General features: G+C 67.8%; 30 protein-coding genes. 11 read left to right on the top strand and 19 right to left on the bottom strand.

Annotated elements, in window-relative coordinates; all coding sequences use genetic code 11:
• Nucleotides 1-26: 26 nt before the first annotated feature.
• The 5 genes from ACSFA8_RS18820 to metC all read right to left on the bottom strand — a co-directional run bounded on the left by ACSFA8_RS18820 (nucleotide 27) and on the right by metC (nucleotide 4932).
• Entirely contained in the window at nucleotides 27-647 is a 621-nt protein-coding gene (locus ACSFA8_RS18820) for a peroxidase-related enzyme (RefSeq protein WP_435481000.1), read from the bottom strand.
• Nucleotides 644-1174, bottom strand: a complete 531-nt coding sequence (locus ACSFA8_RS18815; RefSeq protein ID WP_435480999.1) for a CMD domain-containing protein — start codon at nucleotides 1172-1174, stop codon at nucleotides 644-646. The genes ACSFA8_RS18820 and ACSFA8_RS18815 overlap by 4 nt, the downstream gene beginning before the upstream one ends.
• 23 nt (nucleotides 1175-1197) lie before the next feature.
• Complete coding sequence (locus ACSFA8_RS18810; RefSeq protein WP_435480998.1) at nucleotides 1198-2673, bottom strand: FAD-dependent oxidoreductase; 1476 nt, start codon at nucleotides 2671-2673, stop codon at nucleotides 1198-1200.
• Between the two features lie 16 nt (nucleotides 2674-2689).
• A complete protein-coding gene (locus tag ACSFA8_RS18805; RefSeq protein WP_435481095.1) occupies nucleotides 2690-3619 on the bottom strand; it encodes a Bug family tripartite tricarboxylate transporter substrate binding protein in 930 nt (309 codons plus the stop codon).
• A gap of 140 nt (nucleotides 3620-3759) precedes the next feature.
• Nucleotides 3760-4932: a cystathionine beta-lyase gene (gene metC / locus ACSFA8_RS18800; RefSeq protein ID WP_435480997.1), complete on the bottom strand. Its 1173-nt coding sequence runs from the start codon at nucleotides 4930-4932 to the stop codon at nucleotides 3760-3762.
• A 148-nt stretch (nucleotides 4933-5080) separates the two neighbouring features.
• Here metC and ACSFA8_RS18795 point away from each other — a divergent pair, with 148 nt between their 5' ends.
• Nucleotides 5081-5539 (top strand): Lrp/AsnC family transcriptional regulator, encoded by a 459-nt coding sequence (locus ACSFA8_RS18795; protein WP_435480996.1) that lies wholly within the window; start codon nucleotides 5081-5083, stop codon nucleotides 5537-5539.
• On the opposite strand, the gene ACSFA8_RS18790 is transcribed toward ACSFA8_RS18795, so the two are convergent.
• Nucleotides 5530-6669 carry an ATP-binding protein gene (locus ACSFA8_RS18790; RefSeq protein WP_435480995.1) on the bottom strand — a complete coding sequence of 380 codons (1140 nt, stop codon included), beginning with the start codon at nucleotides 6667-6669 and terminating at the stop codon, nucleotides 5530-5532. The genes ACSFA8_RS18795 and ACSFA8_RS18790 overlap by 10 nt on opposite strands.
• Nucleotides 6670-6809: 140 nt before the next feature.
• Between ACSFA8_RS18790 and ACSFA8_RS18785 the strand changes: the two genes are divergently transcribed.
• Nucleotides 6810-7703 (top strand): peptidoglycan DD-metalloendopeptidase family protein, encoded by an 894-nt coding sequence (locus tag ACSFA8_RS18785; RefSeq protein WP_435480994.1) that lies wholly within the window; start codon nucleotides 6810-6812, stop codon nucleotides 7701-7703.
• Nucleotides 7704-7706: 3 nt separating this feature from the next.
• On the opposite strand, the gene ACSFA8_RS18780 is transcribed toward ACSFA8_RS18785, so the two are convergent.
• On the bottom strand, nucleotides 7707-8300 hold the full coding sequence (locus ACSFA8_RS18780; protein WP_435480993.1) for a TetR/AcrR family transcriptional regulator: 594 nt from the start codon (nucleotides 8298-8300) through the stop codon (nucleotides 7707-7709).
• A 68-nt stretch (nucleotides 8301-8368) separates the two neighbouring features.
• On the opposite strand from ACSFA8_RS18780, the gene ACSFA8_RS18775 reads away from it, so the two are divergent.
• The gene (locus tag ACSFA8_RS18775; protein ID WP_435480992.1) at nucleotides 8369-8797 is read left to right on the top strand and encodes a VOC family protein; all 429 of its coding nucleotides are present in this window, start codon (nucleotides 8369-8371) and stop codon (nucleotides 8795-8797) included.
• Between the two features lie 130 nt (nucleotides 8798-8927).
• A complete protein-coding gene (locus tag ACSFA8_RS18770) occupies nucleotides 8928-10385 on the top strand; it encodes a sensor histidine kinase (protein ID WP_435480991.1) in 1458 nt (485 codons plus the stop codon).
• A 19-nt stretch (nucleotides 10386-10404) separates the two neighbouring features.
• Here the strand turns inward: ACSFA8_RS18770 and ACSFA8_RS18765 are convergent, their stop codons facing one another.
• Nucleotides 10405-11340, bottom strand: coding sequence for a M14 family metallopeptidase (locus tag ACSFA8_RS18765; RefSeq protein ID WP_435480990.1), 936 nt, complete (start codon nucleotides 11338-11340; stop codon nucleotides 10405-10407).
• 129 nt (nucleotides 11341-11469) lie between these two features.
• Between ACSFA8_RS18765 and ACSFA8_RS18760 the strand changes: the two genes are divergently transcribed.
• Nucleotides 11470-11688 (top strand): hypothetical protein, encoded by a 219-nt coding sequence (locus ACSFA8_RS18760; RefSeq protein ID WP_435480989.1) that lies wholly within the window; start codon nucleotides 11470-11472, stop codon nucleotides 11686-11688.
• 297 nt (nucleotides 11689-11985) lie between these two features.
• Here ACSFA8_RS18760 and ylqF read toward each other — a convergent pair whose 3' ends face one another.
• Both ylqF and ACSFA8_RS18750 read right to left on the bottom strand, forming a co-directional pair.
• Nucleotides 11986-12948, bottom strand: a complete 963-nt coding sequence (ylqF, locus tag ACSFA8_RS18755; protein ID WP_435480988.1) for a ribosome biogenesis GTPase YlqF — start codon at nucleotides 12946-12948, stop codon at nucleotides 11986-11988.
• Between the two features lie 38 nt (nucleotides 12949-12986).
• Nucleotides 12987-13889, bottom strand: coding sequence for a LytTR family DNA-binding domain-containing protein (locus ACSFA8_RS18750; RefSeq protein WP_435480987.1), 903 nt, complete (start codon nucleotides 13887-13889; stop codon nucleotides 12987-12989).
• A 152-nt stretch (nucleotides 13890-14041) separates the two neighbouring features.
• On the opposite strand from ACSFA8_RS18750, the gene ACSFA8_RS18745 reads away from it, so the two are divergent.
• A complete protein-coding gene (locus ACSFA8_RS18745) occupies nucleotides 14042-15178 on the top strand; it encodes an acyltransferase family protein (protein WP_435480986.1) in 1137 nt (378 codons plus the stop codon).
• 7 nt (nucleotides 15179-15185) lie between these two features.
• On the opposite strand, the gene ACSFA8_RS18740 is transcribed toward ACSFA8_RS18745, so the two are convergent.
• On the bottom strand, nucleotides 15186-15593 hold the full coding sequence (locus ACSFA8_RS18740) for a PaaI family thioesterase (RefSeq protein WP_435480985.1): 408 nt from the start codon (nucleotides 15591-15593) through the stop codon (nucleotides 15186-15188).
• A gap of 186 nt (nucleotides 15594-15779) precedes the next feature.
• Between ACSFA8_RS18740 and ACSFA8_RS18735 the strand changes: the two genes are divergently transcribed.
• On the top strand, nucleotides 15780-17411 hold the full coding sequence (locus tag ACSFA8_RS18735; protein WP_435480984.1) for a DUF4139 domain-containing protein: 1632 nt from the start codon (nucleotides 15780-15782) through the stop codon (nucleotides 17409-17411).
• Here ACSFA8_RS18735 and ACSFA8_RS18730 read toward each other — a convergent pair.
• Nucleotides 17374-17907 (bottom strand): anthrone oxygenase family protein, encoded by a 534-nt coding sequence (locus ACSFA8_RS18730; protein WP_435480983.1) that lies wholly within the window; start codon nucleotides 17905-17907, stop codon nucleotides 17374-17376. The two genes, ACSFA8_RS18735 and ACSFA8_RS18730, sit on opposite strands and share 38 nt — an antisense overlap.
• A 50-nt stretch (nucleotides 17908-17957) precedes the next feature.
• Nucleotides 17958-18551, bottom strand: coding sequence for a Crp/Fnr family transcriptional regulator (locus ACSFA8_RS18725; protein WP_435480982.1), 594 nt, complete (start codon nucleotides 18549-18551; stop codon nucleotides 17958-17960).
• 76 nt (nucleotides 18552-18627) lie between these two features.
• Here ACSFA8_RS18725 and ACSFA8_RS18720 point away from each other — a divergent pair, with 76 nt between their 5' ends.
• Together ACSFA8_RS18720 and ACSFA8_RS18715 are read left to right on the top strand one after the other, a co-directional pair.
• The gene (locus ACSFA8_RS18720; protein ID WP_435480981.1) at nucleotides 18628-18801 is read left to right on the top strand and encodes a hypothetical protein; all 174 of its coding nucleotides are present in this window, start codon (nucleotides 18628-18630) and stop codon (nucleotides 18799-18801) included.
• A gap of 58 nt (nucleotides 18802-18859) precedes the next feature.
• On the top strand, nucleotides 18860-19288 hold the full coding sequence (locus ACSFA8_RS18715) for a CBS domain-containing protein (RefSeq protein WP_435480980.1): 429 nt from the start codon (nucleotides 18860-18862) through the stop codon (nucleotides 19286-19288).
• A gap of 10 nt (nucleotides 19289-19298) precedes the next feature.
• Here ACSFA8_RS18715 and ACSFA8_RS18710 read toward each other — a convergent pair whose 3' ends face one another.
• The 3 genes from ACSFA8_RS18710 to ACSFA8_RS18700 form a co-directional block, all read right to left on the bottom strand.
• Complete coding sequence (locus ACSFA8_RS18710; protein WP_435480979.1) at nucleotides 19299-19643, bottom strand: hypothetical protein; 345 nt, start codon at nucleotides 19641-19643, stop codon at nucleotides 19299-19301.
• 171 nt (nucleotides 19644-19814) lie between these two features.
• Nucleotides 19815-20102 (bottom strand): putative quinol monooxygenase, encoded by a 288-nt coding sequence (locus ACSFA8_RS18705; protein WP_435480978.1) that lies wholly within the window; start codon nucleotides 20100-20102, stop codon nucleotides 19815-19817.
• 65 nt (nucleotides 20103-20167) lie between these two features.
• Nucleotides 20168-21046, bottom strand: coding sequence for an SDR family NAD(P)-dependent oxidoreductase (locus ACSFA8_RS18700; RefSeq protein WP_435480977.1), 879 nt, complete (start codon nucleotides 21044-21046; stop codon nucleotides 20168-20170).
• Nucleotides 21047-21195: 149 nt separating this feature from the next.
• On the opposite strand from ACSFA8_RS18700, the gene ACSFA8_RS18695 reads away from it, so the two are divergent.
• Nucleotides 21196-21555 (top strand): HPF/RaiA family ribosome-associated protein, encoded by a 360-nt coding sequence (locus ACSFA8_RS18695; RefSeq protein WP_435480976.1) that lies wholly within the window; start codon nucleotides 21196-21198, stop codon nucleotides 21553-21555.
• Here the strand turns inward: ACSFA8_RS18695 and ACSFA8_RS18690 are convergent.
• Nucleotides 21542-22657, bottom strand: coding sequence for an alpha/beta fold hydrolase (locus ACSFA8_RS18690; protein ID WP_435481094.1), 1116 nt, complete (start codon nucleotides 22655-22657; stop codon nucleotides 21542-21544). The genes ACSFA8_RS18695 and ACSFA8_RS18690 overlap by 14 nt on opposite strands.
• A gap of 65 nt (nucleotides 22658-22722) precedes the next feature.
• Nucleotides 22723-24276 (bottom strand): glutamate--cysteine ligase, encoded by a 1554-nt coding sequence (gene gshA / locus ACSFA8_RS18685; RefSeq protein ID WP_435480975.1) that lies wholly within the window; start codon nucleotides 24274-24276, stop codon nucleotides 22723-22725.
• A gap of 133 nt (nucleotides 24277-24409) precedes the next feature.
• On the opposite strand from gshA, the gene ACSFA8_RS18680 reads away from it, so the two are divergent.
• Complete coding sequence (locus ACSFA8_RS18680; RefSeq protein WP_435480974.1) at nucleotides 24410-25009, top strand: DUF938 domain-containing protein; 600 nt, start codon at nucleotides 24410-24412, stop codon at nucleotides 25007-25009.
• 33 nt (nucleotides 25010-25042) lie between these two features.
• Here ACSFA8_RS18680 and ACSFA8_RS18675 read toward each other — a convergent pair whose 3' ends face one another.
• On the bottom strand, nucleotides 25043-25885 hold the full coding sequence (locus ACSFA8_RS18675) for an ABC transporter substrate-binding protein (RefSeq protein ID WP_435480973.1): 843 nt from the start codon (nucleotides 25883-25885) through the stop codon (nucleotides 25043-25045).
• Nucleotides 25886-25913 lie beyond the last annotated feature (28 nt).

Below are 25913 nucleotides of genomic sequence, written 5' to 3'. Positions count from 1 at the left end.
GCGCTGAACCTGCGCGCCCGCGCGGATCAGGCCGCGACCGTTGCCGCCGCTTCAGGAAAAATCGGCTCGCCCATGTTGAGCATGAGCCGGTTGGCCCATGCGAAAAGTGCCACGGCGTGCACCAGGTCGAGCACTTCCATGTCGCCCAGCCCGGCCTGCCGCAGCGCGCGGACGTGTTCGGCCGAAAGTGCATCGGGCTTCAGCGCGAGTTCGGCCGAGAACCTGACGATGGCCTGCTCGCGCGGCGTGGTGCCGGCCGATAGAGGGTCTTCGAACAACTGCGCGATCACGTCGTTGCGCTTGGCCAGTTGCTCGAAGCGCTGGGCGTGCACCGACGCGCAGTAGACGCAGCCATTGAGGCGCGATTCCACCGTGGCACCCAGCTCGCGTTCGGCGCGCGGCATGCCGCCGGGCGCGAACATGATGGCGTTGAAGGCAATCGAGCGCTGCAGCAGCATTTCGGGCTGGTGCGCCAGCAGCAGGAAGTAGGCCGACTGCTTGGCCTGCGGGCTCATTTCTTCCAGCGCGGCGATCTGCTCCGGGCTCGCGGTGGCGAGGTCGACCGTCTCGAGCCAGGCCTTCCAGCCGAGCACCTCGTTGGTGAAGCCGTGGCTGCGGATCGGCGTGCTTGCGAGTACGGCGCTCATGCTGCGGCTCCTGCTTCGGCCATGGCCTGCAGGCCGGCAACCACGCGGATCTGGTACGACAGAAACGCGATCAGCTGGCCCAGCGCGACGACGGCGGGAGTGCTGAGGCCGGCGCGCAAGAGCGCATCGATCGCCGCGCGGTCGCCCTCGATCGGGCGGTCGATAAGCTTGGCGGTGAAGCCCAGGATCGTCTTCAGGCGGGCATCGGCCGGCGGCGCTACGTTCCCGCTGGCGATGGCGTCGACCAGGGCAGCATCGGCACCGTCGGCCATCAGGCGGATGCGGTAGTGCGCGGCGAGGCTGTCGGCCTTCGACAGCCGGCTCGCATGCAGCGCCACCAGCAGCCGCTCGGTGACCGAAATGCCCTGCACCGCCGGTGAAAACATGCCCTCGTAGCTGCCCTGCGTGGATGCGACAACCTTGGGTCGCTGGCGCCGCAGTGCGTAGAGAGGGTGATCCGGGGCCAGCGGAACGGCCTGGTCGATCACGTCGATCACGTCGTCAGGCGTCGATGCAGAAGATGTCATTTCGTTGTGTGGATGGGCTGTGGTCAAACAAGAGAAACGGTGCGCGCGGTAGGCGGTGGCGCCGGCACCCATTCGTCGCCGAGCAGTTCGGGTTCGTCGTAGGCCTCGAGGTTGGCGAAATGCTGCTCGAAGTCCTCGCGGTAGAACAGGCTGGCCAGGCCGCTGGCCAGGCGCTTTGCGCCGTCGCTGATGGCGGGGATGTCGCCCGATACGGTGCCATGCGAAAGCGCGGCCGGGTAGCAGAAGCAGTGGATGCGGTCGAGCCCCGGGCATGCGCCGGCGGATTTTTCCTGCAGCTCGAAGGCCGGCCCCAGGTCGGGCGAGTCGGCCAGTTCTTCGTCTTCGTTGCCCGGCGCGGGCACGAAGCGGTCTTTCCAGGCGCGGATGTGCGGCGCGATGGCCGCGAACTCGGGCCGGCTGAACCAGTCGATGCGAAAGCCGGTGGCGACGATCAGGAAGTCGACCTCGAAATCGCCCCTGGGCGTGGAGATGGCCAGCGCATCGCCCGCCATCCCGACACCGCGGATCGGGCAGCCGAAATTGAAGCGCACGTTGGAGTGGCTCGAAACACGCTGGGTACTGCCGCGCGGCGGCGGCACGTTCGCGACGTTGATGTAGTGGCGCACGCGCCACTTGAATTCATCGGGCAGGTCGTAGTGGCCCTGCGTGAGGCCCGGCACGCCAGCGCCCTTGCCCTTGTTGACGCGCGGCAGGTCGTCGCGCCGGATCAGCAGGTCGACGCTGCGCGCACCGGCCTCCAGCGCCGTGGCGGCGCTGTCCATCGACGACGAGCCGGCACCGATCACGCCGACGCGCAGGCCGGCGAGGCTGTCGTAGTCCATCTCGTCCGAGGAATGGGCCCACCTGTCGCGCGGCAGCCCGCGCACGAAGGCCGGCACCGTCGGGCCGCCCAGGCCGTCGCGGCCGGTGGCCAGCACGACGCGGCGCGCCAGCACGCGGCGGGCGCCATCGGGCGTCTGCAAGTCGAGGCCCACCAGCGCGTCGGCACGCGGATGAATGGCGACCACCTGCGTGTCGTTGCGCACGTCCACCGCCATCACGCGCCGGTACCAGCGCAGGTAGTCCATCCATTGCAGGCGCGGAATCTTGTCCATCGCCGTCCAGGCGTCCAGCCCGAACTGCGCTTCGAACCAGGCGCGGAACGTGAGTGCCGGCAGGCCCATGGCCGGTCCGGTGAGTTCCTTGGGCGAGCGCAGCGTCTCCATGCGCGCGGTGGTGGCCCAGGGGCCTTCGAAGCCGGCGCTGGCACGGTCGAACACCACGGCGCGGATGCCCAGCTGCGCGAGGCCGACGGCGGCAGCCAGGCCGGCCTGGCCGCCGCCGATGATCACCACGTCGAGCACTGCTTTACCGGCATGCAGGCGCGGCGGCATCCAGTCGCGCGCCGGCCAGCCGAGCCATTCGAGGTCTTTGGCAAGGCGCCGTTCGAGCGCGGCCAGACCGTCGTGTGAGGAGAAGGAAGAAGGATCGGGATTCATGGGGAGGATGATGGGTTCAGTCCAGGCTGATGTTGGCCGTCCTGGCAACCTCTGCCCACTTCAGCCGGTTGGCATGCACGGTCTGCTTGAACTGCGCCGGTGTTTCGATGCGCACGGTGTTGCCCTGGCTTTCGAATCGGGCCCGCAGCTCGGGCTGTTCCATCACCGTGCGGATGGCGGCGTTGAGCTTGTTGACGATGGCCGGGTCGGTTCCCTTGGGCGCAAACACGGCGAACCAGATGGCACTGTCGAAGCCCTTGGTGCCGGGCAGTCCGCTCGACGCGATGGTCGGCACGTCGCTGACGGCCGCCACCGGCTTGACGGTGGTCACGCCCAGCAGCCGCACCTTGCCGGCCTTGAGCTGCGGCAGCGCGGTCTGCACCTGGTTCATGATGCAGCAGGTCTCGCCGCGCACCACCGACAGGATGGCTTCCGGCCCGCCCTTGTAGGGCACGTGGATCATGTTGAGGCCCAGCCGCGAATTGAACTCGGCAAAGGCCATGTGCGTGCCGGCACCGTTGCCGGTGGAGGCGTAGTTGTACTTGCCCGGGTTGGCCTTGACCAGGTCGACGAACTCCTTCAGCGTCTTCGCGTCGATGACCTCGGGATTCACCATGAGCACGTTCGAGACGTCGAGCACCGGCGCGACCGGCACGAAGTCGGCTTCCACGTCGAACGGCAGCTTCTTGTAGAGCGCGGCATTGCTGCCATGCGTGGCGGCCGTGCCGAAGACGAGGGTGTAGCCGTCCGGCTTCGAGTTGGCCACGTACTCGCTGGCGATGTTGCCGGCGGCGCCGGACTTGTAGTCGATGACCACGGGCTGCCCCAGTTGCTTGCCGAGCGGCTCCTGGATGGCGCGGGCGACGACGTCCACGCCGGAACCGGCCGGGAAGCCCATGATCATCGTGACCGGCTTGGTCGGCCATTCTTCGGCCGCAGCCGGCATGGCTGGCACGACGAGCGAAGCGGCAAAGGCCAGGTACAGTGCGGCGCGCTGGCAAGGGTGGCGAAAGGCGTTCATCTGGACTCTCTGAAAGTTGAAGGAATAACCGGGCGACGCAATGTCCGTGCGCGGGCCGCGGCGCTTCAGCCGTGCCGCTGCATCCGGTCGAGCGCGGATTGCATGTCGCGCATCAGATCGTTGCACGACTCCAGCCCTGCGTGGATGCGCAGCAACGGGCCTTCATGCGTCCACGGACGAACCGCGCGGGACGGCGGATCCATCGGCAGGGCCAGGCTCTCGAAGCCGCCCCACGACAGGCCGATGCCGAACAATTCGAGGCTGTCGAAGAAGATACCCAATGCCGCACGGCCTACCGGTTGCAGGGCTACTGCGAACAGGCCGCTTGCGCCCTTGAAGTCGCGCCGCCAGAGCGCATGGCCCGGGTCGTCCTGCAGCGCCGGGTGCAGCACCTGCGCCACCATCGGATGGCGAGCCATGCTCTCCGCGAGCAACACGCCATTCTCCCAGTGCCGGTGCAGCCGCACCGACAGGCTGCGCAGGCCGCGCAGCGCCAGGTACAGGTCGTCGGGCCCCGCGGTCTGGCCGAAATCGTGGGCCGTCTGCTGCAACAGGGGCCAGGCGCGCTCGTTGGCCGTCACCACACCGAGCAGCGCGTCGGAGTGGCCCACGATGTACTTGGTGGCGGCCTGGATCGACACGTCCACGCCGTGTTCGAACGGCTTGAAGAACAGCGGGCTGGCCCAGGTGTTGTCCATCACCACAAAGGCACCGACCCTGTGCGCCTCTTGCGCGATGGCCGGGATGTCCTGCACCTCGAACGTGGTGGAGCCCGGCGATTCGACGAACACCACGCGCGTGGTCGGCCGCATCTGCCGGCGGATGTCGGAGCCGGCCAGGGGGTCGAAGAACTCGACCTCGATGCCGAAGCGCTGAAGCACGGTGAGCGCAAAGGCGCGCGTCGGGCCGTACACGCTGTCGGTGATCAAGGCGTGGTCGCCGGGCTTCAGGAAGGCCAGCAGGCTGTGCGTGCAGGCCGCCAGCCCGGACGGGAACACGATGGCCTGGTGGCCGCCTTCCAGTTCGGCGATGGCGGTCTCGAGCGCGCGGGTGGTTGGCGTTCCGAAGCGGCCGTAAGAGGCATAGGGGTTGCCCGGCAGCTTGCGCGACTCCCACTCGCTGAGCGAACTCGACAGGATGGTGGAGCCGCGAAAGACCGGCGTGTTGACCATGCCGTGGTGGCTGGAAGAACTGCGCCCGGTACGCACCAGGCAGGTTTCGGATTCGAAGAGGGTCAAGGCACCGGACTTTCGCGCAATCGCTGTTGTGAACGAAGCCAGTCTAGAAAACCGGGGCTGGGTTTGTTTTGCTGAAATTGCCTCGAATGGCGCCGTCGTAGCAAAATCTTGCTCTCAGCTCCAGATTCTTCGAACAGATACGCCATTCATGGACAAAGTCGACAAATCCATCCTCGAAATGTTGCAGATCAACGCCGGTGCGTCGCTGCAGGAGATCAGCGAGCGCGTCAGCCTGTCGGCCACGCCCTGCTGGCGCCGCATCCAGCGGCTGGAGCGCGAGGGCTACATCCGGCAGCGGGTGGCGCTACTCGATCCGGACAAGCTGAACGTGGGCGTCACCGTCTTCGTCTCAGTGCGCACCAGCGAGCACAACGAACGCTGGTTCCAGCGCTTCACAGCCGTGGTCGCGGCCATTCCGCAGATCGTCGAGTTCTACCGGATGAGCGGCGATGTCGACTACCTGCTGCGCGTGGTGGTGCCCGACATCAAGGGCTACGACGCGGTCTACCAGCGGCTGATCCGGGAGATCGAGCTGTCCGACGTGAGTTCGAGCTTCGCGATGGAGCAGATCAAGTACACCACCGCGCTGCCGCTCGACTACGCCTGAGCAGCGCCGCGCGGCAGCCGCACTTCGAAGCGCGTGCCGTCTTCGTCGGTCGACGTGACGCTGATGACGCCCGAATGTGCGGTCACGATTTCGTGGGCGGCATAGAGGCCGAGCCCCATGTTGGCGCCCGAAGCCTGCCAAGCCACGTCGTCGACGTCGCGCACCAGCGGCTCGAAGATGGTGGGCAGGACCCCGGGGGAGATCGTGGCGCCGATACTGTGCACCGCGAGCACCACCTCGTCGGTGTCGGTGCCGGTTCCGTCCAGGGTGATGGTGATCGGTTTATCGGCTTTGCCGTACTTCAGTGCATTGAAGATCAGGTTGGCCACCACCTGGTGCAGCCGGTGGACATCCCAGTAGCCCCGCAGGTTGCCGCGGGCGTCCAGATCGATCACGCGCTCCGGATGGATGGCGAGGATCTCCTCGATGGTCTCGCGCGTGAAATTGTCGAGCTCGACCGTGTCGGGCTGGATCGCGACCTTGGCGCCCAGGCGATTGCGGGCGTATTCGACCAGGTCGTCCAGCAGCGCCTTCATGTGGGCCACGCTGCGCAGCGTGATGGTGGCCCTGCTCTTCGGGTCGGCTTCGGGCCGGCTGCGCGCCTCCAGCTGGGCGCAGCTCGCGATGATGCTGAGCGGCCCGCGCAGGTCGTGCCCCAGCACGCCGAGGAACAGGTCGCGCGCGTGGTCGACCTCCACCAGAAAGAACTTGAGCGACTCGGCGAGTGCCTCGTCCACGGCCTCGTTGAAGCGCGTCAGGTCTTCGACATCGTGGCTCGAAAACGCCGTGTGGCTTGCAACCCAGAGGCGCAGGATGGTTGCGCGCAAGGCGCGGTACTCGGCCACCATCTGGCTGATCTCGAAGCCGTTGCGCGCGCGCTGCTTCGCGTGGGCACGCGCGGGCCCCTCCGAGCCTCTGGCTTCGGGCACGAGTGGATCCTTCGCGCCTTGGCGCGCGTCCTCTTTCGGCCGACCCATGTCGGCGACGATCTCGGTCAGGATCTGGGACGCGTGGTCGCGCAGCGCTTGTTCGCTCAGGTTCCGGTCGGCCGGCTGGTTGGCGCGGGCGAACGCCGTCCACTCTTCCAGGATGGCTTCACGGTTGGCGAGGATGAATTCTGCAAGGCGCACGCCGACTCAAGCCCGCGGGTTTCTGCGCGGCGCCGGGGCCGCGGTGGGGTGGGTGATCATGGCATTGCTCCTGGCGCCGACAGGCGCAAACAGCGGCTATTGTCGGCTAGCCCGCGAAGGCGGCTCGCTAGACTGCTGGCATGTCCCGTCAGCGCGCCCCCCTCACCCTGCCCCCCTCCCCTCTGAACCGCCGCTCTGCCCTGCTCGGCGCAGCGGCGCTGCTGGCGCTGCCCGTGGCGCGCGCCAAGGCGCAAGCGGCCCCGCCGCCGCCTGCCCTGTGGCCGCGCGCGGCGCAGGTACCGGGCGGCATCGCGCGGCTGTCGCTGGGCCCCGCAGCGGCGCGGCCGCTGGCGCGCGATGGCGAACTGCCCCTGCTGGTGCTCGGCGATGCGATCGAATGGACGGCCCTGGTCGGCATCCCGCTGGCCGCCGCCCCGGGCGAGGCGCGCATCTCGGTGCAGCAGGCCGAAGGCGGTGCCGCGCGCGAACTCGCCTACATGGTGGCGCCCAAGCAGTACAGCGAGCAGCGCCTCAAGGTCGCACCCGGCACGGTGGATCTGTCGCCCGAGGACGAGGCGCGCTACAACCGCGAGCGCGCGCACCTGTCCACCGTCATGGCCACCTTCACCGAGCCCCGATTGCAGGAACTGCGCATGCGCGTGCCGGTGCCGGGGCGGCGCTCCAGCTCGTTCGGGCTGCGGCGCGTGTTCAACGGGCAGTCGCGCAATCCGCACAGCGGCATGGACATCGCCGCCGGTACCGGCACGCCGGTGCTCGCACCGCTGCCGGGACGCGTGATCGACACCGGTGACTATTTCTTCAACGGCGGCACGGTCTGGCTCGATCATGGCGGCGGGCTGCTGAGCATGTACTGCCACCTGAGCGCAGTCGACGTGAAGACGGGTGATGTGCTCAAGACTGGCGAGCGTTTCTGCGCGGTGGGCGCCACCGGCCGCGTGACCGGGCCGCACCTGCACTGGTCGGTGATGCTGAACCGCGCGATGGTCGATCCGGCGCTGTTCATCGCGGCCTGAGATTCAACGCGCCGGATCGACCACGCGCGCCAGCAGCCAGCGCATCGCGGCGCGCACCTGGGCGGCGTCGGCACCACCGTCGATCTCGAGCGCCGCGCGGTCGAAAGCGGCAGACAGCAGGCCGGCCAGGGCATCGAGCGCGCCACCGTCCAGGCCGACCCGCGCCGCTGCGAGCCCCTCGCGCAGGGTGGCGGCGGCACTGGACTCGTCCATCGCCATGATCTCGGCCATGCCGAGCACGGCCGGGCCGTCGATCAGCAGCAGACGGGTGCGGCCGGGCACTGTCATCGCCGTGAGGTACGCGTCGCTGCCGGCCGCCAGCGCCTCGCCCGCAGGGAGTTCAGTGGACGCAGCGGCGCGGATGTCGGCCGCGACAGCCTGCATCTCGCGCATCAGCAACTGGCGGAACAGGTCGCGCTTGTCCGCGAAGTGGTGGTACAGCGCGCCGCGTGTGGTGCCGGCGGCAGCCGACACCTCGGGCGTCGAGGTGTCGCCAAAGCCCTTGCGCACAAACAGGGCGCGAGCCGACTCGATCAGGGCATGGCGCGTGGCCTCGGTGCGGTCGCGGTTGCTGCGGGGAGTGAAGATTTCTTGCATACATACAGCCTGTACGTTAATCTCATGAATACATACAGCCTGTATGTTAATTGCAAAGGACGCGTACCATGAACATCACCAGCTACTACCCCGTGATCATGACCGGCGACGTCGCCGGCACGGCCGGCTTCTACCGCACGCACTTCGGCTTCAAGCCGCTCTTCACCAGCGACTGGTACGTGCACCTGCAATCGCTGGCGCACCCTGCGGTCAACTTGGCGGTGCTCGACGGGCAGCACGACACGATCCCGCTGCAGGCGCGCGGCCGAGCCTCGGGCCTGATCCTGAATTTCGAGGTGGAAGACCCCGATGCCGTGTACGCCCGCGTGCAGGCGGCCGGGCTACCCGTGCTGCTGGCGCTGCGCGACGAGCCATTCGGACAGCGCCACTTCATCACCAGCGACCCGAACGGGGTGCTGATCGATGTGATCAAGCCGATTCCGCCCAGCCCCGCTTTCGCGCAGCAGTACGAACCGGGCGCGCTGCCGGTCGGCTGAAGGCCCGCCGGCGTACGGCAACATCGGTCAGCAGCAAACTTGTCACGAATGCAAGCTGCCATTGCAGAACATCGCTCGACATTCGGCGGCCCGCCTCTACGATGCGATTTCGCCCCCATCGCATGTTCAAGTGAGCCTTCCGGAACCCACCCCACTCGCCGCAGGATCGCACCGCACCGCAGCGCTCTCGCTTCCGCTTCGCGCGCCATCGGCCGCGGAGGTCAACCCCGAGGACGAACCGGAACGCAGGGAGATCGCGGTGCGCGCCGACATGATGAGTCACTTCATGCGCGCGACGCGGATTCGCCAGCGCATCGGAGCGGGGCTGATGCTGGTCTTCGCGGCCTTCTGCTGGCGCCATGTCGACCCCGCCCCGCTGCTGACGTGGCTGGTCTGCGGCCTGGGCGTGCAGGCGTTGCGCACCCGGATGGAATCCGCTTGCCTCGGCCGCGGCGCGTTTACCACGCTGGCGGCGCAACGCGCCTTCGTGAAGGCCATGGCGCCCGCCTATATCGTGCAAGGCGCGATATGGGGTTCATCGGTGCTGTTGTTCTTCGACCGGATTCCGGTTTACGACCAGTTCGGTTGCTGGCTGATCGTCGCCTGCGTGGCCTCGGCGCCGCTCACCAGCGTCTCGCTGGTGCCGACCCTGCTGCGCTGCTATACCAACACGCAGTTCTCCGTGATGATGATCGCCTTGCTGCTCAGCGTGGCGGCGCGAGATGACCGGCAACCCATTGCCAACCACCTGTTCCTGGCGCTGCCGATAGCACACTGGTGGCTGCTGAACTGGCTTGGCCGCAGCATCTACGGATCGCACAAAACCCAGTACGCGCTGCAGTTCGACCTGGCGCGCAAGGAAGAGGAAGCACGGGCGGCGGTCGACGTGAAGAACCGCTTTCTGGTGGCGGCGACGCACGACATCCGGCAGCCGGTGACCGCACTGTCGCTCTATGCGGAACATCTCGTCAACCACCCGGAGATGCACCTTGAACTGGCGCCAAAGATCGCGGCGACGACGACGGCCATCAACCGGCTGTTCGATTCGTTGTTCGACCTGTCGACGCTGCAGAGCGGCGAACTGGCCCTGCACCTGCAGGACGTCGATCTGGCCGAGGTGCTGCACGATCTGCACAACCAGTACGAACCGCTGGCACACGCCAGTGGCCTCGAACTGCGCCTGCGCGCAGCCGATGCCACCGTGCGCTCGGATCCGGTGCGCCTGCGCCGCATGATCGGCAACGTCATCGGGAATGCGATCAAATACAGCCCGCCGGGCAAGAAGATCCTGCTCGCCGCGCGGCTGCGCGGCGGCCGCCTCTGCGTCGAGGTCTGGGATCAGGGCTTCGGCATCGCTGGCAATGAAATCGGCAAGGTGTTCCAGGACTTCTACCGCATCGACCGCGGCACGGCCCAGGCGATCGACGGCATGGGACTGGGCCTGTCGATCGTGCTGGGACTGGCGAAACTGCTGAACACCCGCATCGCGGTCGACTCGGTGGAGGGCCGCGGCACGCGGTTCACGCTGAAACTGGCCGATGGGATCCAGATCGACCCCTCGCTGAACAGCGTCCTGGGCGCGGTCTGACTGGCCGGCTGCAGGCGAGTCACAGCGGCCGCGTCAGGTAGACAGCCTCGCGCCCGACGATCGGGGCGAGCGTCGGCATGAAGACGGTGCAGTCGTCGCAGGGCGCGCGGATCTCGTCGGCGCCGTCGGTGCCGATCAGCTCGCCCTTCGCAAAAGTCTCGAAGCCGACCAGCGGGCGCGTGAAGGCGAACTCTGGCGTCTTGACCATCAGCGTCTGCAGCAGTTCGAAGCGGCGCTGCGGCGCCGGTGCCGACTGCGCGGCGCGCTCGATCAGCCCGAAGTGCGCCAGAAAGCGCAGCGTCACCTCGGTGGCGACATCGGCGGTAGCGCACTTGAAGTGCTGCCCGCACTCAACCACCATCGCGGCGCCCGGCGCGTCAGCACCCGCGTGCGCGCCGTGCTGGATCAGCGGCGTGCCTGAGCCGAGGCCGTTGGGCATCACAAGGTGCACCGGTGGCAGGCCGATCGCCAGCGCCACATCGGCATTGCGCGCGAAGTCGGGATACACCCAGAACGGCGCCACGTCCTGGCTGGTGGAGTGGATGTCGAGGATGTGGTTGGCTGCGGCCACCACCGGCCGCAGTTCGCGCGCGCGGCGCAGCTCGGGGCTCTCTTCGGTGCCGCCGAGCAGCTCTTCCGACCAGATGCGGTTGAGGTTGTGCACGATCTGCCGGTTCTCGAACGGCTTCGTCGGGTCGAACGCGTTGTAGGCCTCCACATGCGCGAAGCTCACCGTGAGCGTGCCGACCCGCGGGCGCACGCCGTTGTCGAGCAGGTGCCTTGCAGCCACCATGCCGCAGATTTCGTTGCCGTGCGTCAGCGTGTTGACCAGCACGTGCGGGCCCGGTTGGCCGGATTCGAAGCGGTGCACGTAGTCGACGCCGATGTTGCCCTGGCGGTAGGGGGAAAGGTCGCCCTGGACGACTTCGATGGCGGTGCCCGGGTTGGTTGTCATGGCATTGTTGTATTGGATGTGTACAAGAGTTTGCTACACGCGCCCAAGGTGTGCTGACGGCCGGTCTTCTGACACGCGCTACCGCGCTTCGCGCTTCTAATGGGCGGAAATCAACGGAGAGGAAATTCGATGCCCCAGTACGCCACCATCCAAGGCCATGTCACCTACACCCCAGGCGACGGCGTCCCCATCCCGATCCCGAAGGGCAGCCGCGTCGAGATCGAACTGGCACCGGACAGCGCCACGCTGAGCTGGGAAGAAGAGCGCGACGTGGTCGGGCTCACCGCGATCCCGCGCATCCAGTTCGACGAGTACGTGGAAGACGGCAAGATCGTGATGGAGAAATAGGCGTGCGGCCGCTGTCAATCGCAGCGGAAAGTGACGTCCCCGGTCTGGGTGGGGAGCCTTTTGGGCCCCCAAAATCGCATCGGTGCGCCAAAGTTGCGGCAGTAGGCCTCCGCCTCCTGCGCGGTGGGCGACTGGTACACGCCGTCGCCAAGCCGGGTGACGCGGGGAACAGGGTGCGATGCACACCCTGTGGCGAAGGCAGCAAGGGCCAGCAAAAAAGAAAGCGGAAGTCGTTGCATTGGGTGGGTGTTGTCGTGCGTCGGGCGCCGGTTTCAGCGCGTGGTTTTGCCGGGTTTCTCAGGGCACCTCGTCCGCCGTCGGCGGCGTTTCGGCGCCACGCTGCGGCCGCTTCTTCTGCGTGCGTGCAGCCTTCTTCGCCGCCCGCTCGGCATCGGCCTGCTGCCCTGCGCTGAGCCACTGCGCGAACTCCTCGGGGGTCTCGAGCGTGATGCGGCCCATGCTACCGTTGCGGAACTCGTGCATCACGATCTCGGCGGCCTTCTGCAGGTTGATCTTGCCCTTGCCGAGCAACGCGCCGCGCTTGCGGCCGACGGCTTCCAGCGCTTCCTCGTCAGTCAACGGTGCAATCGATTCCGCGAGCTTGAAGCGCGCTTCCACCAGCCCGGCGTAGTGCTGCTTCAGCGTGTTCAACAGCTCCAGCGCCACTTCCTCCTCGTCGTAGGCATTGCGACCCACGGCCCCGCTGGCCGCGAGGTTGTAGCCGCTCTTGGCGACGATGATGCGCGGCCACAGCATGCCGGGCGTGTCCCAGAGGTAGAAATCGTCGGCCAGCACGATGCGTTGTTCGAGCTTGGTGATGCCGGCCTCGTCGCCGGTCTTGGCCTTCTTGCTGCCGGTCAGCGTGTTGATCAGGGTGGACTTGCCGACGTTCGGGATGCCGCAGATCAGCACCCGCATCGGCTTGGCCATGCCGCCGCGGTTCGGCGCGAGTTCGTGGCAGGCCGCGATGAGGCGTTGCGCCGGCGTGGTGAGGCTCGCGTCGAGGCCGATCGCGCGCGTATCGGGCAGCGCGTTGTAGTGCGCCAGCCAGAGCGCGGTGCGCCCGGGGTCGGCCAGATCCTGCTTGTTGAGCACCTTCAGGCCGGGCTTGTGGCCGGTGAGCTCGGCCAGCATCGGGTTGGCGCTGGAGCCCGGCAGTCGCGCGTCGAGCAGCTCGATCACCACGTCGATGTCTTTCACGCGCTCGCTGATGGCCTTCTGTGTCACGTGCATGTGACCGGGGAACCACTGGATGGCCATCGACGTTCTTCTTTCGTTGTTGCTGCTTCGGCCGCGCGCTATCGGCCCGACACCGCATTGTGGCCCGGCCGGTAGCGCCGACTGCACGGCACCACCGTGCCGTCGTGCATGTGCAGGCGGGCATCGCCGCCGTCGAGCGACTCGATCTCGCGGATGCGGTCGAGGTTTACGGCGTGGCTGCGGTGCACGCGCGCGAAGCGCGACGGATCGAGCTGTATCAGGAAGTCCGAGAGGGTGGCCCGCAGCAGGTAGTCGTGGCCGTTCACGTGCAGGCCGACGTAGTTGCCCTGGGCCTGTAGCCAGTCGATGTCGGCGGCGGCGATCAGGAACTCGCGCCGCAGCTTGCGCACCAGGAAGCGCTCCGGCCGCTGCGGCGGCTGCGGCGGCACGGAAGCTGGCGGTGTGTCGCGGGCGGGCTCCGGCGCATCGAGTACGCGCGCCTCCCCCTGCAGCCTGAGCATGAAGAGCCGGTAGGCCAGCACTGCGGCGATGAACAGCGCATAGGTGCGCACGTCTTTCAGGTATTCGTAGGGCCAGCGCGCCAGCCAGTCGCCGAAGTCGTAGGGCGCGCCGAACCCGGCATGGACGAGATGGCGCAGCCCGACCATTGCCGCGACGTGCACGAGGCTGAACACGACGCTGGCCGCCAGGTGCCAGGGCAGGTTGCTCCGCAAAGTCGACAGGCCGAGCGGAAACCGGCGCTCGAACGCGATCACGGCCGGCACCAGCAACAGCAGCACCAGCTGGCTCGACAGCTCCCAGGTCACCGGTTGCCAGGCGGGCAGCCCGCGGCGGGCGGCGCGTGCATCGATCACGGCCACCGCACTGTTGAACGCCCCCTGCAGCGCCATGATGGTGATCCACGCCGCCACCAGCACGCGCCGCTGGTAAGGCCGGTAGCGCTCGAACAGGTTTCGGGGTGCGTCGGTCGCCGGGTTCATGCCCGGGATTCTGACCGGCCCGCCCGGGCGCGCGCGGATTTTCGTCCCGCTCCGCCACCGCTCGTCACGAAGCGGCGCGCGGCCGTCCCATCGGGGGCGCCTGGAACGGCCCCCGGCACGAGCATGGCCGAATCTCCTCACGCCGAACCACCATGACCTCTTCCAGACGACACGACATCGACGCGCTGCGCGCGCTGGCCTTCGGGCTGCTGATCCTCTACCACGTCGGCATGGCCTACGTGGCCGGCTGGCCCTGGCACCTCAAGAGCCCGCACGCCGCCGAATGGCTGCGCTGGCCGATGCTGGTGGTCAACATCTGGCGCATGGATCTGGTGTTCCTGGTGTCAGGCGTGGCGTTCGGCTTCCTCGCGCGCGGGCAGACGGTCGCCGGTTTGATCCGGCAGCGGGCGCTGCGGCTCCTGCTGCCGCTCGCCTTCGGCATGGCTGTCGTGGTGCCGTACCAGGCCTACGCGCAGGGGGTGGCCAACGGGCTGGTCGCAACCGGCTTCGGGGCGTTCATGTTGCGCTATTGGACCGGCGGCCCTTGGCCGAAGCATGCGTTCGACGGATCCGACTTTCCGATGACGTGGAACCATCTCTGGTACCTGGCCTACCTGTTCGTGTACACGGCGCTGCTGGCCTTGCTGCGGCCGTTGCTCGACGCGAAGGGCGGCCGGAGCCTAAGGGATCGCTTCACGGCACTGCGCGGCTGGCGGTTGCTGCTGCTGCCGGCGCTGCCGCTCGCGCTCTACACGGTGCTGCTCGCACCGCGCTTCCCCGCCACGCACGCACTGGTCGGCGACTGGTACCTGCATAGCCTCTACTTCACGGTGTTTCTGTACGGCTGCTGGATCGGCGTGGACAGCGGCATCTGGCATGAACTGGCCCGGCTGCGCCGCCCGGCGTTGCTGCTCGCCGCAGCCTGCGTCGGCGCGTACCTGCTATGGCGGTCGGCGGGCAGCGGGCTCCCGGCTGTTGCCATCGTCACGCGCGTCCTGCGTGCGTTCTATTTGTGGACGGCGATCGCCGCGATCCTTGGCTTCGCGCATCACCACCTGAACCGGCCCTGGCGCTGGCTGGCATGGGCGAACGACTCCGTCTACCCCTGGTACATCCTGCACCAGACGCTGATCATCGTGGCCGTGGTGGCTCTGGCGCCGCTGCAGCTCGGCCCGGTGCGGGAGCCTCTGCTGCTGGTGGCGCTGACGGTGCTGGGCTGCTGGGCGCTGACCGATGGGCTGATCCGCCGCGTGAGGTGGCTGCGGCCGCTGTTCGGCCTCAAGGCTTAGCAGCCGGCTACGCCTCCACCGGCACCAGAATCGCGTTGCCGGTGGCCACCAGCTTGGGCTCGACATCGCCCTCGCCTTCCGCGAACAGCTCGGCGGTGGCGAACACCTGCTTGCGCCCGGCCTTGACCACGCGGCCGCGCGCCACGAACGCACGGCCCACGGCCGGCGCCAGGCAGTTGACCGAGAAGTGCGACGCCAGTACGCGGCCCGACACGCTGGCCGCTGCGAAGCCGCAGGCGGTGTCGAGCATGGCGCCGATCAGCCCCGCATGCAGGAAGCCTGCGTACTGGCCCATGTCTTCAGCGCGCCAGGCCATGCGCAGTTCGGCCTCGCCCTGGCCCGCGTGCGTGACCTCGAAGCCAGCCCAGCGGTTGAAGGCGGCGCTCTGGTTGATGGCTTTGAGGGTGTCGAGCATGGGCGCTCCTTGAAGAGGGTGACGGTCACTGGCCACTCTACGCAGCGACGACGCAGTGCCGCGTCACTGGCGCGACGCCCGCGGCGATTGCAGTTGCATGCGCGACAGCCAGCGGCTTAACCCGGTTTGCGCCGGCCTGCCGTATCAGCAGGGGTCATCACTTCACGAGCCCCTCCGGGAACTCCCATGCCCCCACTGCCCCACCTCCGTCCCATGGCCTTCGGGCTGTTGTCGCTGTTCGCGCTTGGCGTGCAGGCCAGCACGCTGCCGACGGCCGCCGTACCGCCACCCGAGTCACGTATCACCCAGGTGAAGGTCTACCCCGGCAGCGCCACGGTGGAACGCATGGCCCGTGTGGCGGCCGGCAGCAAGACGCTCACCTTCAGCTGCCTGCCGGCCGGGCTCGACGTGCAGAGCCTGCAGGTATCGGCCGACGCCTCGGTGCGCGTGGGCGAGACGGCGGTGCTGACCATGCCGCGCGTCCAGTCGGCCGCGTGCGCGACCAGCGTGCTCGACGGCCGTATCCGCGAGCTCGAAGACCAAAAGGCGGCGCTGCAATCGGAGACCGATGCGCTGGACTTGGTCACGGGCTACCTCAAGGGCATTTCCACGAATGGCGGCGGCAGCGACGCGACGCCCACCTTGCGTGCCGCGCCCGATGCGAAGAGCGTCACCGCCATGGCCGATGCGCTGCGCCGCACCGGCCAGGATTCGCTGCAGAAGCAGCACCTGCTCAAGCGCCGCCAGGCCGAACTCGACAGGCAGCTCGCACCCATGCTGGCCGAGCGCGCGCGTTCGCAGGGCAACGGCGGCAACGTCGTCAGCGTGACCGTCACGCTGGCCACCGCGCGCGATGCGGATGTCCGGCTCAGCTACCAGGTCAACGGCCCGGGCTGGACGCCGGCCTACCGCGCGATGCTCGACACCGGCACGCGCAAGCTGCGCATGGAGCGCCAGGCACTGGTGGCACAGGCCACCGGCGAAGACTGGCGCGGCGTGAAGCTCACGCTCTCCACGGGCCAGCCGCGGCGCGAAACCACAGGCCGCCTGCCGATGCCCTGGCGCATCGGCATCGTCGAGCAGCAACCAGAACGCCGCGCCTATGGCGGTGCTCCGATGCCGGCCTCCGCGCCCGCGCCGGCCATGGTCGCCGAGATGGCCAAGCGCCAGGAGCCGCTGTTCGACGTGAGCGTTTTCAACAACAGCTTTGCCACCGAATTCAGCGTGCCGAATGCGATCGACGTGCCCTCCAGCGGCCAGCGCGTGAGCATGGCGCTGGGCCAGACCGAAGACACCGTCAAGCTCGCGGTGCGCACCAGCCCGCAGGTCGATGCCAGCGCGTTCCTTATCGCCGACATGGCGCCGCCCGAAGGCGTGTGGCCGGCCGGGCCGCTGCAGCTCTATCGCGATGGCGCTTTCGTCGGCAACGGGCAGTGGGCACCCCCCGGCGACGCGCGCGTGACGCTGTCCTTCGGCCGCGACGAGCTGGTGCGCGTGCAGGCCGAGCCCGAGCGCGACAACCGCGGCGAAACCGGTTTCGTCGGCGTGCGGGCCGAGCGCAAGCTGCAACGCGGCTACGTGGTCGAGAACCGCCATCGCACGCCGATCGCGGTGCAGGTGCTCGAAGCAGCGCCGGTGTCGGTCGACGAGAAGGTGCGGGTGGCGGCCGTCTTTGCGCCACAGCCGGCTGAGCGCGAGTGGAACAAGCAGCCCGGAATGGCGCTCTGGCGCTTCGAGCTCGCGGCCGGCCAGAGCGCACGCGTCGCTGCCGACTACACCATCAGCTATCCGAAGGATGCGCAGATCTCATCGCGGTGAATCCATCGCTGCGCAGCGCCAGTGCCATGACCGCCAGGGCGAAAGCCACGGCGTTGGCGCAGGTGCGCCAGAGGTTGGCCGCATTCCAGGCATCGCGCGTCGCAGCCCAGTCGGGCGGCAACGCCTGCGGGTTCCATGATTCGGTGTAGGCGTTGAGCGGCAAGTTGACCTGCGCGGTGAACACCACGATGCCCAGGCCGTAGAGCACGCCGGCGATGGCAAGACACCACCACCAGACCCTGCGCACCTGGGGCCAGGCCGCCAGCAGTGCCAGCGCGCACCACAACGGCGGCCCGAAGAAGAAGACGAAGAACAGGGTGTGCCGCACGTTGCGGTTGAAGGCCGACTGCACCGCCGCATAGGTGGCGCCGTCCATCTGCAGCATCGCGACGCTGACATTGGCGCTGTAGGCCCAGAAAAATCCGGCCATGAGGCCGAGCCACAGGATCGCGAGCGCATGCAGGCCGCGTTGCAGGCCGAGGGAAAAGCGGGGCATCGAGTTCTCCTGCAAAGAACGCACTGTCGCCTTTCAGCACGCGCGCTGCCTTAACCGTCGATAAGACCCATCTCCGCGCGCAGGCGCGACAGCGACACGTCGGTCATCCCGAGGTAGGAGGCGAGATGCCGCAGGGCGATGCGGTTCGTCCACTCCGGCCGCTCGCGCAGCAGGGCCTCGTAGCGTTCGCGGGCGGTGCACTGCAGAAAGTTCTGCTCGCGCCGCATCTTGTCTTCCAGCAGGCCGGACAGCGCCCGCAGTTGCAGCGCCGTCCACGATGGCAGCGGCGCCGCAGCGGCATCGAGCGCGGCGAACGGCAGGCACCAGACACGGCTCGGCTCGAGGGCTGCCATGAAGAACGCGGCCGGTGCACGTCGCAGCCATTCGGTGACGGGCCAGAGGAATGCATCCTCGGCATGGAAGTTCTTGTTGGCCTCGCGCCCGTCGCGGTCGATGTAGTAGAGCCGCAGCAGGCCGCGCTCGACCCAGAAGGCCTCGCGCCAGAAGGTGCCGGCGGCCAGCAGGGTCTGGTTGCGCGCAAGCGTCACGCAGCGGCCATGTGCGGCCAGAGCGGCGATGTCGCTCGCCGCCATGTCGCCAAAACGCGCGGCCAGCGCCGTCGCGAACGAAACGTGGTCGAGCATGCGATGTAGAAGCGCTTCAGCGGCAGCAGCAGAGTTCCATCGACGGATTGTGCCGCGGCCGCCATCATCCGCGCCCATGTCACCTGTCGACCCCTTCCTGCCCACCTTCACCACCGGCTTCGGCCTCACCCTCGGGCTGGTCATGGGGCACGACGATGGCCGTGCTCGCAGTGGCATTGCTGCGCCAGCTGACAAAGTGAAACTGCAAACCAATGTATTGCATTGGGTCTGCCGTGCGTCGCGCCTATGATTTGGCAGGCGCGGCCCTTGCGTGTGCCGCCACCAACGCAACCAGAGGAGTGCATTTCATGAAACCCGTCTCCGAGCTGCTCAAGCATCGCGACCCGGCCCTGTTCCATACGTCACCCGACACCACCGTGTTCGACGCGCTGCAGGTGCTGGCCCGCCACGAAGTCGGCGCACTCATGGTGATGGTCGACGACAAGCTGGTGGGCGTGCTCTCCGAGCGCGACTACACGCGCAAGATTGCGCTGCTGGGCAAGAACTCGAAAGAGGTCAAGGTGGCCGACATCATGACCGCCAACGTGGTCACCGTGAGCCCGGCCACGCGCACGCGCGACTGCATGAACCTGATGAGCCAGAAGCGCATCCGGCATTTGCCGGTGGTCGACGGCGACAAGGTCGTCGGCATGATCTCCATTCGCGACCTGATGGACGACATCATTGCCGACCACGAACAGACCATCGAGCAGCTGACCACCTACATCCAGAGCTGACCGATCGATTTCAGCGGCGCGGCTCCGGGGTGAACTGCAGCCAGCCGTTGGCGCCACGACGGCACACGCCGGCGATCGTCTCGCCGCGCGGGCCCGTCATCTGCGCGCGCGCACCTTCGGCCCGGCCGTCGCACAGCCCGCGCGGATCCACCGCAGGATCGCGTGGCGCCTCGACCACCGGCGGCGGTGGTGGCGCAACCGCCGGTGGTGGCGGCGGCGGCATCGGCACGGGCGGTGGTGGCGCAGGCTGCGACACGGGCGGCGGCAGCGGTGGCGCGGCCGGCGGCGCTGCAGTGGTGCACGCCTGCAGTGCGGCACAGGCCAGCAGGCCTATGGACAGATGCCGGATGTTCATGACGCCAGGGCAGCACCGGCAACAACGCGGGCGGCGAGTGCGAGCAGGGTGTTTTTCATGTTGAAGTTTCCCGATGTGTACGCGAAGCGGCACGCCCGCACCTTAACGCGGCCAACGCGACCGGCCTTGTAGTCCGGTGGCGATTTTGCGCCCGCGCGCCTGCAACCGCCGTCAGGCCAGTTTGGTGAACGCGAGGATCTCGGGTGGCGCCGCGAACAACGGCGTGGCCGCAGCGATCGCTGCACCCACGTGCTCGGTGGCCATGTGGGCGTCGGCATCGGCCTTTTCGGTCCACTGCTCGACGGTCTGGAACACGTGCGGCGCATCGGCCTGCTGGTACAGCGCATAGGCCACGCAACCACTTTCCAGCCGAGACTTGGCGGCGAGGTCGATGAGGAGGTCGCGTGCGACGCCGGCCGCCTCCGGCTTGACGGTGATGCGGGCAAGGACGTTGTGCATGGCGGTCTCCGGTGACGAACAGGGCACCGATCTTTGCGCCCGCCGTCAACGCACGGCAACAGGGTTTACCGCCCTGCGGCCGCCATCGCCTTTCCCACTTCGTTGGTGCCCTGCGCCGAGCCGCTTTGCGGCACCTGTTCGCCGGTGCGGTCGGTGATCTCGGCCAGGCGCGCGGCGAGCTGCTCGGGCGCATCGGCACCGATGCCAATGAAGGCGCCGTTGGTCAGCGTGACGTGCGCCGCCTCGAAGGTGCCGGCACCGGCGCAGAGGATGGTGCGCGTGGGCGCATCCTGCGCGGCCAGCACCAGCATGGCGGGCACCACGGCTTCGGGCCGGAGCGCATCCAGCACGGCCTGCGGCATCAGGCCCTCGGTCATGCGCGTGGCCGCCGTCGGCGCCAGGCAGTTGACGCGGATGTCGTTCTTCGCGCCTTCGATGCTGAGCGACTGCATCAGGCCCACCAGCGCCATCTTGGCCGCGCCGTAGTTGCTCTGGCCGAAGTTGCCGTACAGGCCCGACGACGAAGTGGTCATCACGATGCGGCCGTACTTCTGTTCGTTCATCAGCGCCCAGACGGCCTTGCTGCAATGCACAGCGCCCATCAGGTGCACGTCCACCACGAGCTGGAAGTCGGCCACTTCCATCTTGGCGAAGCTCTTGTCGCGCAAGATGCCCGCGTTGTTGACGAGGATGTCGACCCGGCCCCAGGCATCGACGGCCTGCTGCACCATGGCCTGCACCGCCACGAAGTCGGTAACCGAGGCGCCGTTGGCGATCGCCTCGCCGCCAGCGGCCTTGATCTCGTCGACCACGGCCTGTGCGGCAGCGAGGTCGTTGACCACCACCTTGGCGCCGCGCGCCGCGAGCGCCAGTGCATGCTGGCGGCCCAGTCCGCCGCCCGCGCCGGTGACGATGGCCACGCGGCCGGTGAAATCGAGCGTCATGAAATGAATCCTTGTGGTCGGGTTGCGCCTTGAAGGCAGGCGCCGAATTTAACGGCAATCCCCGAGCCGGCGAGCAGGCGCCCGTCCTACGCACTCGCAGAGGTTCATGATGGAGGCTCGATTGTTCGACATCCAAGGAGACTGCCTCTATGCAAATTCAAGTCAACGCCAGCAACGGCATCGAGAACAAGGAAGCGCTCGAGCGTTGGGCCGATGCCGAGATCAAGGACAACCTGTCGCGCTTCGTCGAAGACGTGACGCGGGTCGAAGTGCACCTCAGTGACGAAACAACCGGCAAGAGCGGCGGCGGCGACAAGCGCTGCACCATGGAAGCGCGCCTCGCGCACCATCAACCCGTGGCCGTGACCCATGACGCGCCGATGCTGGACGAGGCGTTCCGCGGCGCGGCGGGCAAGCTCAAGCGGCTGATCGAGCACACGCTGGCCAAGCTCGACCACAAGCGCGACCGTGAATCGATCCGCAAGGGCGTCGACGTCATTCCGGAATAACAGATCCCACGGACGCCACAAAGTCCAGCAGCAGCCGGCTCACGGCTTCCGGCTGCTCCTGCTGCACCCAATGGCCGGCGCGGTCGATCAGGTGCACGGCGCGCATGTCGGTGCAGGCCTTGGCCTGCATCGCCTCGAAGGCGCCGGGTGATTGGTAGACGCCCCAGTCCTGCCGTCCGGCGATGAAGCAGACGGGCACATCGATCGTCTTGCCGCCGAAGGTTTGCAGTTCGGCCGCGAAGCGCGCGCCGGTGCCGCAGCGATACCACTGCAACCCACCCTGAAATCCGGTGCGGGCGTACTCGCTGCTGTAGACGCGCAATGTGGCGTCGGGCAGCCAGGCGCAGGCGGCAATGGCATCGGCCGCGGGCATTTCGGCGGCGACGGTTGCGGCCATGCCCTGCGCCGCGTCCATCACGTAGTAGGTCGGCAGTTCTGCCAGCGCGGCGGCGGTCAGCCCGGCCAGGGCGTGTGGCTGGTTGTGCGGCCAGTCGGCGCTCTTGTGGTGGTAGTAGGCGCGCAGAAAATCGTGCACGCCCTGCGGTGCGCCGTGCATGTCGGCGTTGGCCTCGGGCGTGGCGTAGTACCACTGGTAGTGCTTGCGCGGGCGCGGCAACGCGGCCAGATCGGCCAGCATCTCGGCAATGGACGCACCCGCGGGCGCAGCCCGGTTCACCGTATCGAAGGGCAACGCCGGCGGGCCGGCGAACGGCGCGCTCATCAGCACGACCGAGCGGAACACGTCCGGCCGCAGCAACGCGCACCATGCAGCCACGGGCGAACCGAAATCGTGCCCGACCACGGCCGCCACCGAGCGGTGGCCCAGTGCGAACACCAGCCCCAGCGCATCGCGCACCAGGTTCAGCATGCGGGACGAATCGAGGTCGCCGTCGTAGCGCGCATCCCACCCGGTGGTGCGCCCGTAGCCGCGCTGATCCGGCGCCACCACGTGGAAGCCGGCGGCGGCGAGCGGCAGCATCTGATGGCGCCAGCTGAAGGCAAGCTCGGGGAAGCCGTGCAGCAACAACAGAAGCGGCCGGCCGGGCTGCTCGAACCCGGCTTCGAGCCAGTGCACTTCAAGACCGTTGCCGTTGTCGGCCATGCGGGAGCGCACCCCCGGAGGCAGGGGCAGCGCAGGGAGATCTTGCGCCACGGCCAGGGTGCCTTCTAGACGGTGGCGGTTGCGCGGCTGCGGATGCCGAGCCGGGCCGGCGACACGTACTGTTCGCGGTAGATTTCGAAGGGCATGGTGTCGGCCGCTTCGATGGCCTTCTGCGCGTCGATCGAGTCCTGCGTCATCTGTTCGAAGTGCGCGAGCTCGTGCGGCTCCAGCGACAGGCCGAGCAGGGCCTGGCGCGTCTGCTCCGACTGTGCGCGCACGAAGCCGATGAAGGAGTTGTCGTGCTCGCCGGCCATCGTTGCAAGCACGCGCGCCGATGGCAGGCTGTCGGGATTTTCGAGCGCTGCCGCGGCGGCGCGCACGGCCTCGCCGTACGCGTTGCCGCCATGTGCCTCATCGAGTGCGGCGGCGATCGGCTTGAATTGCACCACCAGTGCCGCACCCCAGTCGGCCAGGCCGATCTCGCGGCCATCGCGCTGCAGCTTGAGCCCCGGCTCGCGGCCGCGTGCGGCGGTCAGGTGCTGGTTGTGGGCGAGCTCGGCGATTTCCTGCGGCGTGTCGTTCGGGCTGTCGTCCAGCAGGCAGTGCAGCAGGAACACGTCAATGAAGCGCATTGTTTGCGCGGTGATGCCGACCGGCTCAAACGGGTCGAGGTCCATCAGCCGCACTTCGACGTATTCAACGCCGCGCTCGCGCAGCGCATGCAGCGGGCGCTCGCCCGAATAGATCACGCGCTTGGGCCGGATGGTGCCGTAGAACTCGTTCTCGATCTGCAGCAGGCTGGTGCCAAGCTGGTTGTAGTCGCCGCCGAGGTTCTGGATGCCGATGGCTTCGTAGGCCGGCCAGGGCCGCGTCAGCGCGTCCTGCAGCGAGGCGCCGTAGCCGTCGAGGCTGTTGTAGCTCACGGCCAGCGACGCCTGCGCATCGCTCTGGTAGCCGAGCCGGCCCATGCGCAACGAGGTGCCGTGCGGCATGTACATGCTGCCGCCGTCGCCCAGCGGCTGCAGCTCGTGCGGCCGACCGGCCACGAAGCTCGAACACAGCGCTGGCGACGCGCCGAACAGGTAGAGCAGCAGAAAAGCATGGCGGCGGAAATTGCGGATCAGCGCGAAGTACTGCTCGCTCGACACCTCGGGCAGCGACCAGTTGTAGTGGATGCCCGAGATGGTCTGCATGCGCCGGCCGTAGCGATGGCTCAAGCCCATGCGGTAGACGCTCTTGGCGCGGCCCACGTTCGACGAGCCATATCGCCCGATCGGAATGGTCTCGTCGGTCGGCAGGCCGCAGGGCATGCTCGACACCCAGAGCCGCTCGTCGCCGGCCTCGGCCAGCACGCGGTAGGTGAACTGGTGCACTTGCACCAGCTCTTCGAGCGCCGCCTCCGGGCTGGCATGCACGCCGGTGATGAGCTCGAGTTGCGACTCGCTGAAGTCGGTGGTGATGTGCGGGTGCGTGAGCGCCGAGCCGAGCGCCAGTGGATGCGGCGTGAGCGCAAGCTTGCCGTCGGGCTGGGCCCGCAGACTCTCTTTCTCGATCCCGCGCCGGATTCCCTTCAGCCGCGCAGGCGAGAGCGCATTCAGCCGCTCCGTCAATTTGCTCATATCGTTCTGCCCATCTCGCTCTTTTGTGGGGCTGGAAGGTAGCACGGGCCGGCAATGCCCGCTCGGGCCGGCTTTTTGGCCGGATGGCGGCCCGGGACACGCGCCGGGGACGCCCCGGCTAAAGTGCGGGCCCATGCCCATTGTCCGCCAACGCAGCCCCGCTGCCGACCGCAACCGCGAACCGATTCTGGCAGTGCTGCAACGCCTGCTGTCCGCCGAAGCCAGCGTGCTCGAGATCGCCAGCGGCACCGGCCAGCATGCGGCGTACTTCGCCGCGGCCATGCCGCGCTGGCATTGGCAGCCGAGCGACCACGACCTGGCCGCCCTGCCCTCGATCGACGCCTGGTGTGCCGATCAGCCGAACGTTCGGCCTGCCATGGTGCTCGATGTCATGGCAGTGCCCTGGCCCATGTCCATGACCTTCGATGCCGTGTTCTGCGCCAACATGCTGCACATCTCGCCGTGGGAGACCTGTGCGGCGCTGATGCGGGGCGCCGCATTGCAGCTTTCTGCGACGGGGCAGCTCGTCACGTACGGGCCTTACCTGCAGGACGGTGTCGAAACGGCGCCCGGCAATGTCGAGTTCGACGCCAGCCTGCGGGCGCGGAATCCGGCCTGGGGTATCCGCCGCGTCGCAGACGTGGCATTGCAGGCCGCACGGGCCGGCCTGCTGCTGAGAGAAACGGTGTCGATGCCCGCGAACAACCTGATGCTGGTGTGGGCGCGGGCCTGACCGGGCCTGAGCGGGCCTGAGGACGCCGAACGCCTACGGCAGGAGTTCGAACTTCAGTTCCGACAAGGGCATCACCTTTTCATCGCGCGTCATCTTGTACTCGGTGTTCGGCCCGAGCCACTTGGCCCAGATCTTGTCGATCTCGCCGGCCTTGTCCAGTGCCATCAGGGCGGCGTTGACCTTGGCCAGCAGCACCGGCTCGTCCTTCTTCATGCCGACGCCGATCGGCTGCAGCACCATCGGCTCCTTGATCATCTTCAGCGGGACGCCTTCGGTCTTGGACTGGTTGACCAGCTTGGTGATGGTCATGGTGTTGGCCACCATCCCCATCGACTTGTTCTGCTGCACCGCCATGAACGCCGAGCCCGTGTCCTGGAAGGTCACCGGCTCGGAGCCGTTCATCTTGATCGACAGCTCCGAGGTCGAACCCTTGGTCGAGCTCAGGCGCTTGCCCTTGAAATCGGCCTTCGTGGTACCAGGATCCGACGCCTTCACGGCCAGCATTTCCTTGGCGACATAGTACGGATCGCTGAACTGGATCTGCTCGCCGCGGCTCTTGGTGTAGGCCAGGTTGGCAACCGTCACATCGACCCGGCCCAGCTTGACCTCAGGCACGCGCGCTTCGACCGACAGCGGAGTGACCTTGGCCGTGAGGCCGAGCTGCTTGGCCAGCGCGCTGCAAAGGTCAACATCGAATCCCACCATCTCGCGGGTCTTTGGATCAGGCGCGGCGAACGGCGGAACGTCGGCGAAGGTGCCGCACTTGAGTTCCTTGCGCTGGCTGATCTCGTCCCACTGGTCGGCGTGCGCCAGGACGGTCAAGGTGGAAAGGCAACAGCCGATGGCGGCGAGACGGAAAACGGTCTTCTTCGACATGATGAACTCCTGGTGAGGACTGGGACGG

The organism is Variovorax nitratireducens (assembly GCF_051216545.1).
GTDB lineage: Bacteria > Pseudomonadota > Gammaproteobacteria > Burkholderiales > Burkholderiaceae_C > Variovorax.
The sequence above is the reverse complement of the archived record's forward strand: the minus strand, read 5'-3'. Positions and strand labels throughout refer to the sequence as shown.

Excerpts from the sequence above, each read along its gene's own strand:
- ACSFA8_RS18680 (WP_435480974.1), top strand. The coding sequence starts at position 24,410 with ATGCCCATTGTCCGCCAACGCAGCCCCGCTGCCGACCGCAACCGCGAA.
- ACSFA8_RS18710 (WP_435480979.1), bottom strand. The coding sequence starts at position 19,643 with ATGAACATCCGGCATCTGTCCATAGGCCTGCTGGCCTGTGCCGCACTG.
- ACSFA8_RS18795 (WP_435480996.1), top strand. The coding sequence starts at position 5,081 with ATGGACAAAGTCGACAAATCCATCCTCGAAATGTTGCAGATCAACGCC.
- ylqF (WP_435480988.1), bottom strand. The coding sequence starts at position 12,948 with ATGGCCATCCAGTGGTTCCCCGGTCACATGCACGTGACACAGAAGGCC.
- ACSFA8_RS18675 (WP_435480973.1), bottom strand. The coding sequence starts at position 25,885 with ATGTCGAAGAAGACCGTTTTCCGTCTCGCCGCCATCGGCTGTTGCCTT.
- ACSFA8_RS18735 (WP_435480984.1), top strand. The coding sequence starts at position 15,780 with ATGCCCCCACTGCCCCACCTCCGTCCCATGGCCTTCGGGCTGTTGTCG.
- ACSFA8_RS18765 (WP_435480990.1), bottom strand. The coding sequence starts at position 11,340 with ATGACAACCAACCCGGGCACCGCCATCGAAGTCGTCCAGGGCGACCTT.
- ACSFA8_RS18810 (WP_435480998.1), bottom strand. The coding sequence starts at position 2,673 with ATGAATCCCGATCCTTCTTCCTTCTCCTCACACGACGGTCTGGCCGCG.
- ACSFA8_RS18720 (WP_435480981.1), top strand. The coding sequence starts at position 18,628 with ATGTCACCTGTCGACCCCTTCCTGCCCACCTTCACCACCGGCTTCGGC.
- ACSFA8_RS18690 (WP_435481094.1), bottom strand. The coding sequence starts at position 22,657 with ATGGCCGACAACGGCAACGGTCTTGAAGTGCACTGGCTCGAAGCCGGG.
- ACSFA8_RS18725 (WP_435480982.1), bottom strand. The coding sequence starts at position 18,551 with ATGCTCGACCACGTTTCGTTCGCGACGGCGCTGGCCGCGCGTTTTGGC.
- ACSFA8_RS18780 (WP_435480993.1), bottom strand. The coding sequence starts at position 8,300 with ATGCAAGAAATCTTCACTCCCCGCAGCAACCGCGACCGCACCGAGGCC.
- ACSFA8_RS18700 (WP_435480977.1), bottom strand. The coding sequence starts at position 21,046 with ATGACGCTCGATTTCACCGGCCGCGTGGCCATCGTCACCGGCGCGGGC.
- ACSFA8_RS18750 (WP_435480987.1), bottom strand. The coding sequence starts at position 13,889 with ATGAACCCGGCGACCGACGCACCCCGAAACCTGTTCGAGCGCTACCGG.
- ACSFA8_RS18820 (WP_435481000.1), bottom strand. The coding sequence starts at position 647 with ATGAGCGCCGTACTCGCAAGCACGCCGATCCGCAGCCACGGCTTCACC.
- ACSFA8_RS18760 (WP_435480989.1), top strand. The coding sequence starts at position 11,470 with ATGCCCCAGTACGCCACCATCCAAGGCCATGTCACCTACACCCCAGGC.
- ACSFA8_RS18730 (WP_435480983.1), bottom strand. The coding sequence starts at position 17,907 with ATGCCCCGCTTTTCCCTCGGCCTGCAACGCGGCCTGCATGCGCTCGCG.
- ACSFA8_RS18745 (WP_435480986.1), top strand. The coding sequence starts at position 14,042 with ATGACCTCTTCCAGACGACACGACATCGACGCGCTGCGCGCGCTGGCC.
- ACSFA8_RS18815 (WP_435480999.1), bottom strand. The coding sequence starts at position 1,174 with ATGACATCTTCTGCATCGACGCCTGACGACGTGATCGACGTGATCGAC.
- ACSFA8_RS18695 (WP_435480976.1), top strand. The coding sequence starts at position 21,196 with ATGCAAATTCAAGTCAACGCCAGCAACGGCATCGAGAACAAGGAAGCG.
- ACSFA8_RS18715 (WP_435480980.1), top strand. The coding sequence starts at position 18,860 with ATGAAACCCGTCTCCGAGCTGCTCAAGCATCGCGACCCGGCCCTGTTC.
- ACSFA8_RS18805 (WP_435481095.1), bottom strand. The coding sequence starts at position 3,619 with ATGCCGGCTGCGGCCGAAGAATGGCCGACCAAGCCGGTCACGATGATC.
- ACSFA8_RS18705 (WP_435480978.1), bottom strand. The coding sequence starts at position 20,102 with ATGCACAACGTCCTTGCCCGCATCACCGTCAAGCCGGAGGCGGCCGGC.
- gshA (WP_435480975.1), bottom strand. The coding sequence starts at position 24,276 with ATGAGCAAATTGACGGAGCGGCTGAATGCGCTCTCGCCTGCGCGGCTG.
- ACSFA8_RS18785 (WP_435480994.1), top strand. The coding sequence starts at position 6,810 with ATGTCCCGTCAGCGCGCCCCCCTCACCCTGCCCCCCTCCCCTCTGAAC.
- ACSFA8_RS18740 (WP_435480985.1), bottom strand. The coding sequence starts at position 15,593 with ATGCTCGACACCCTCAAAGCCATCAACCAGAGCGCCGCCTTCAACCGC.
- ACSFA8_RS18775 (WP_435480992.1), top strand. The coding sequence starts at position 8,369 with ATGAACATCACCAGCTACTACCCCGTGATCATGACCGGCGACGTCGCC.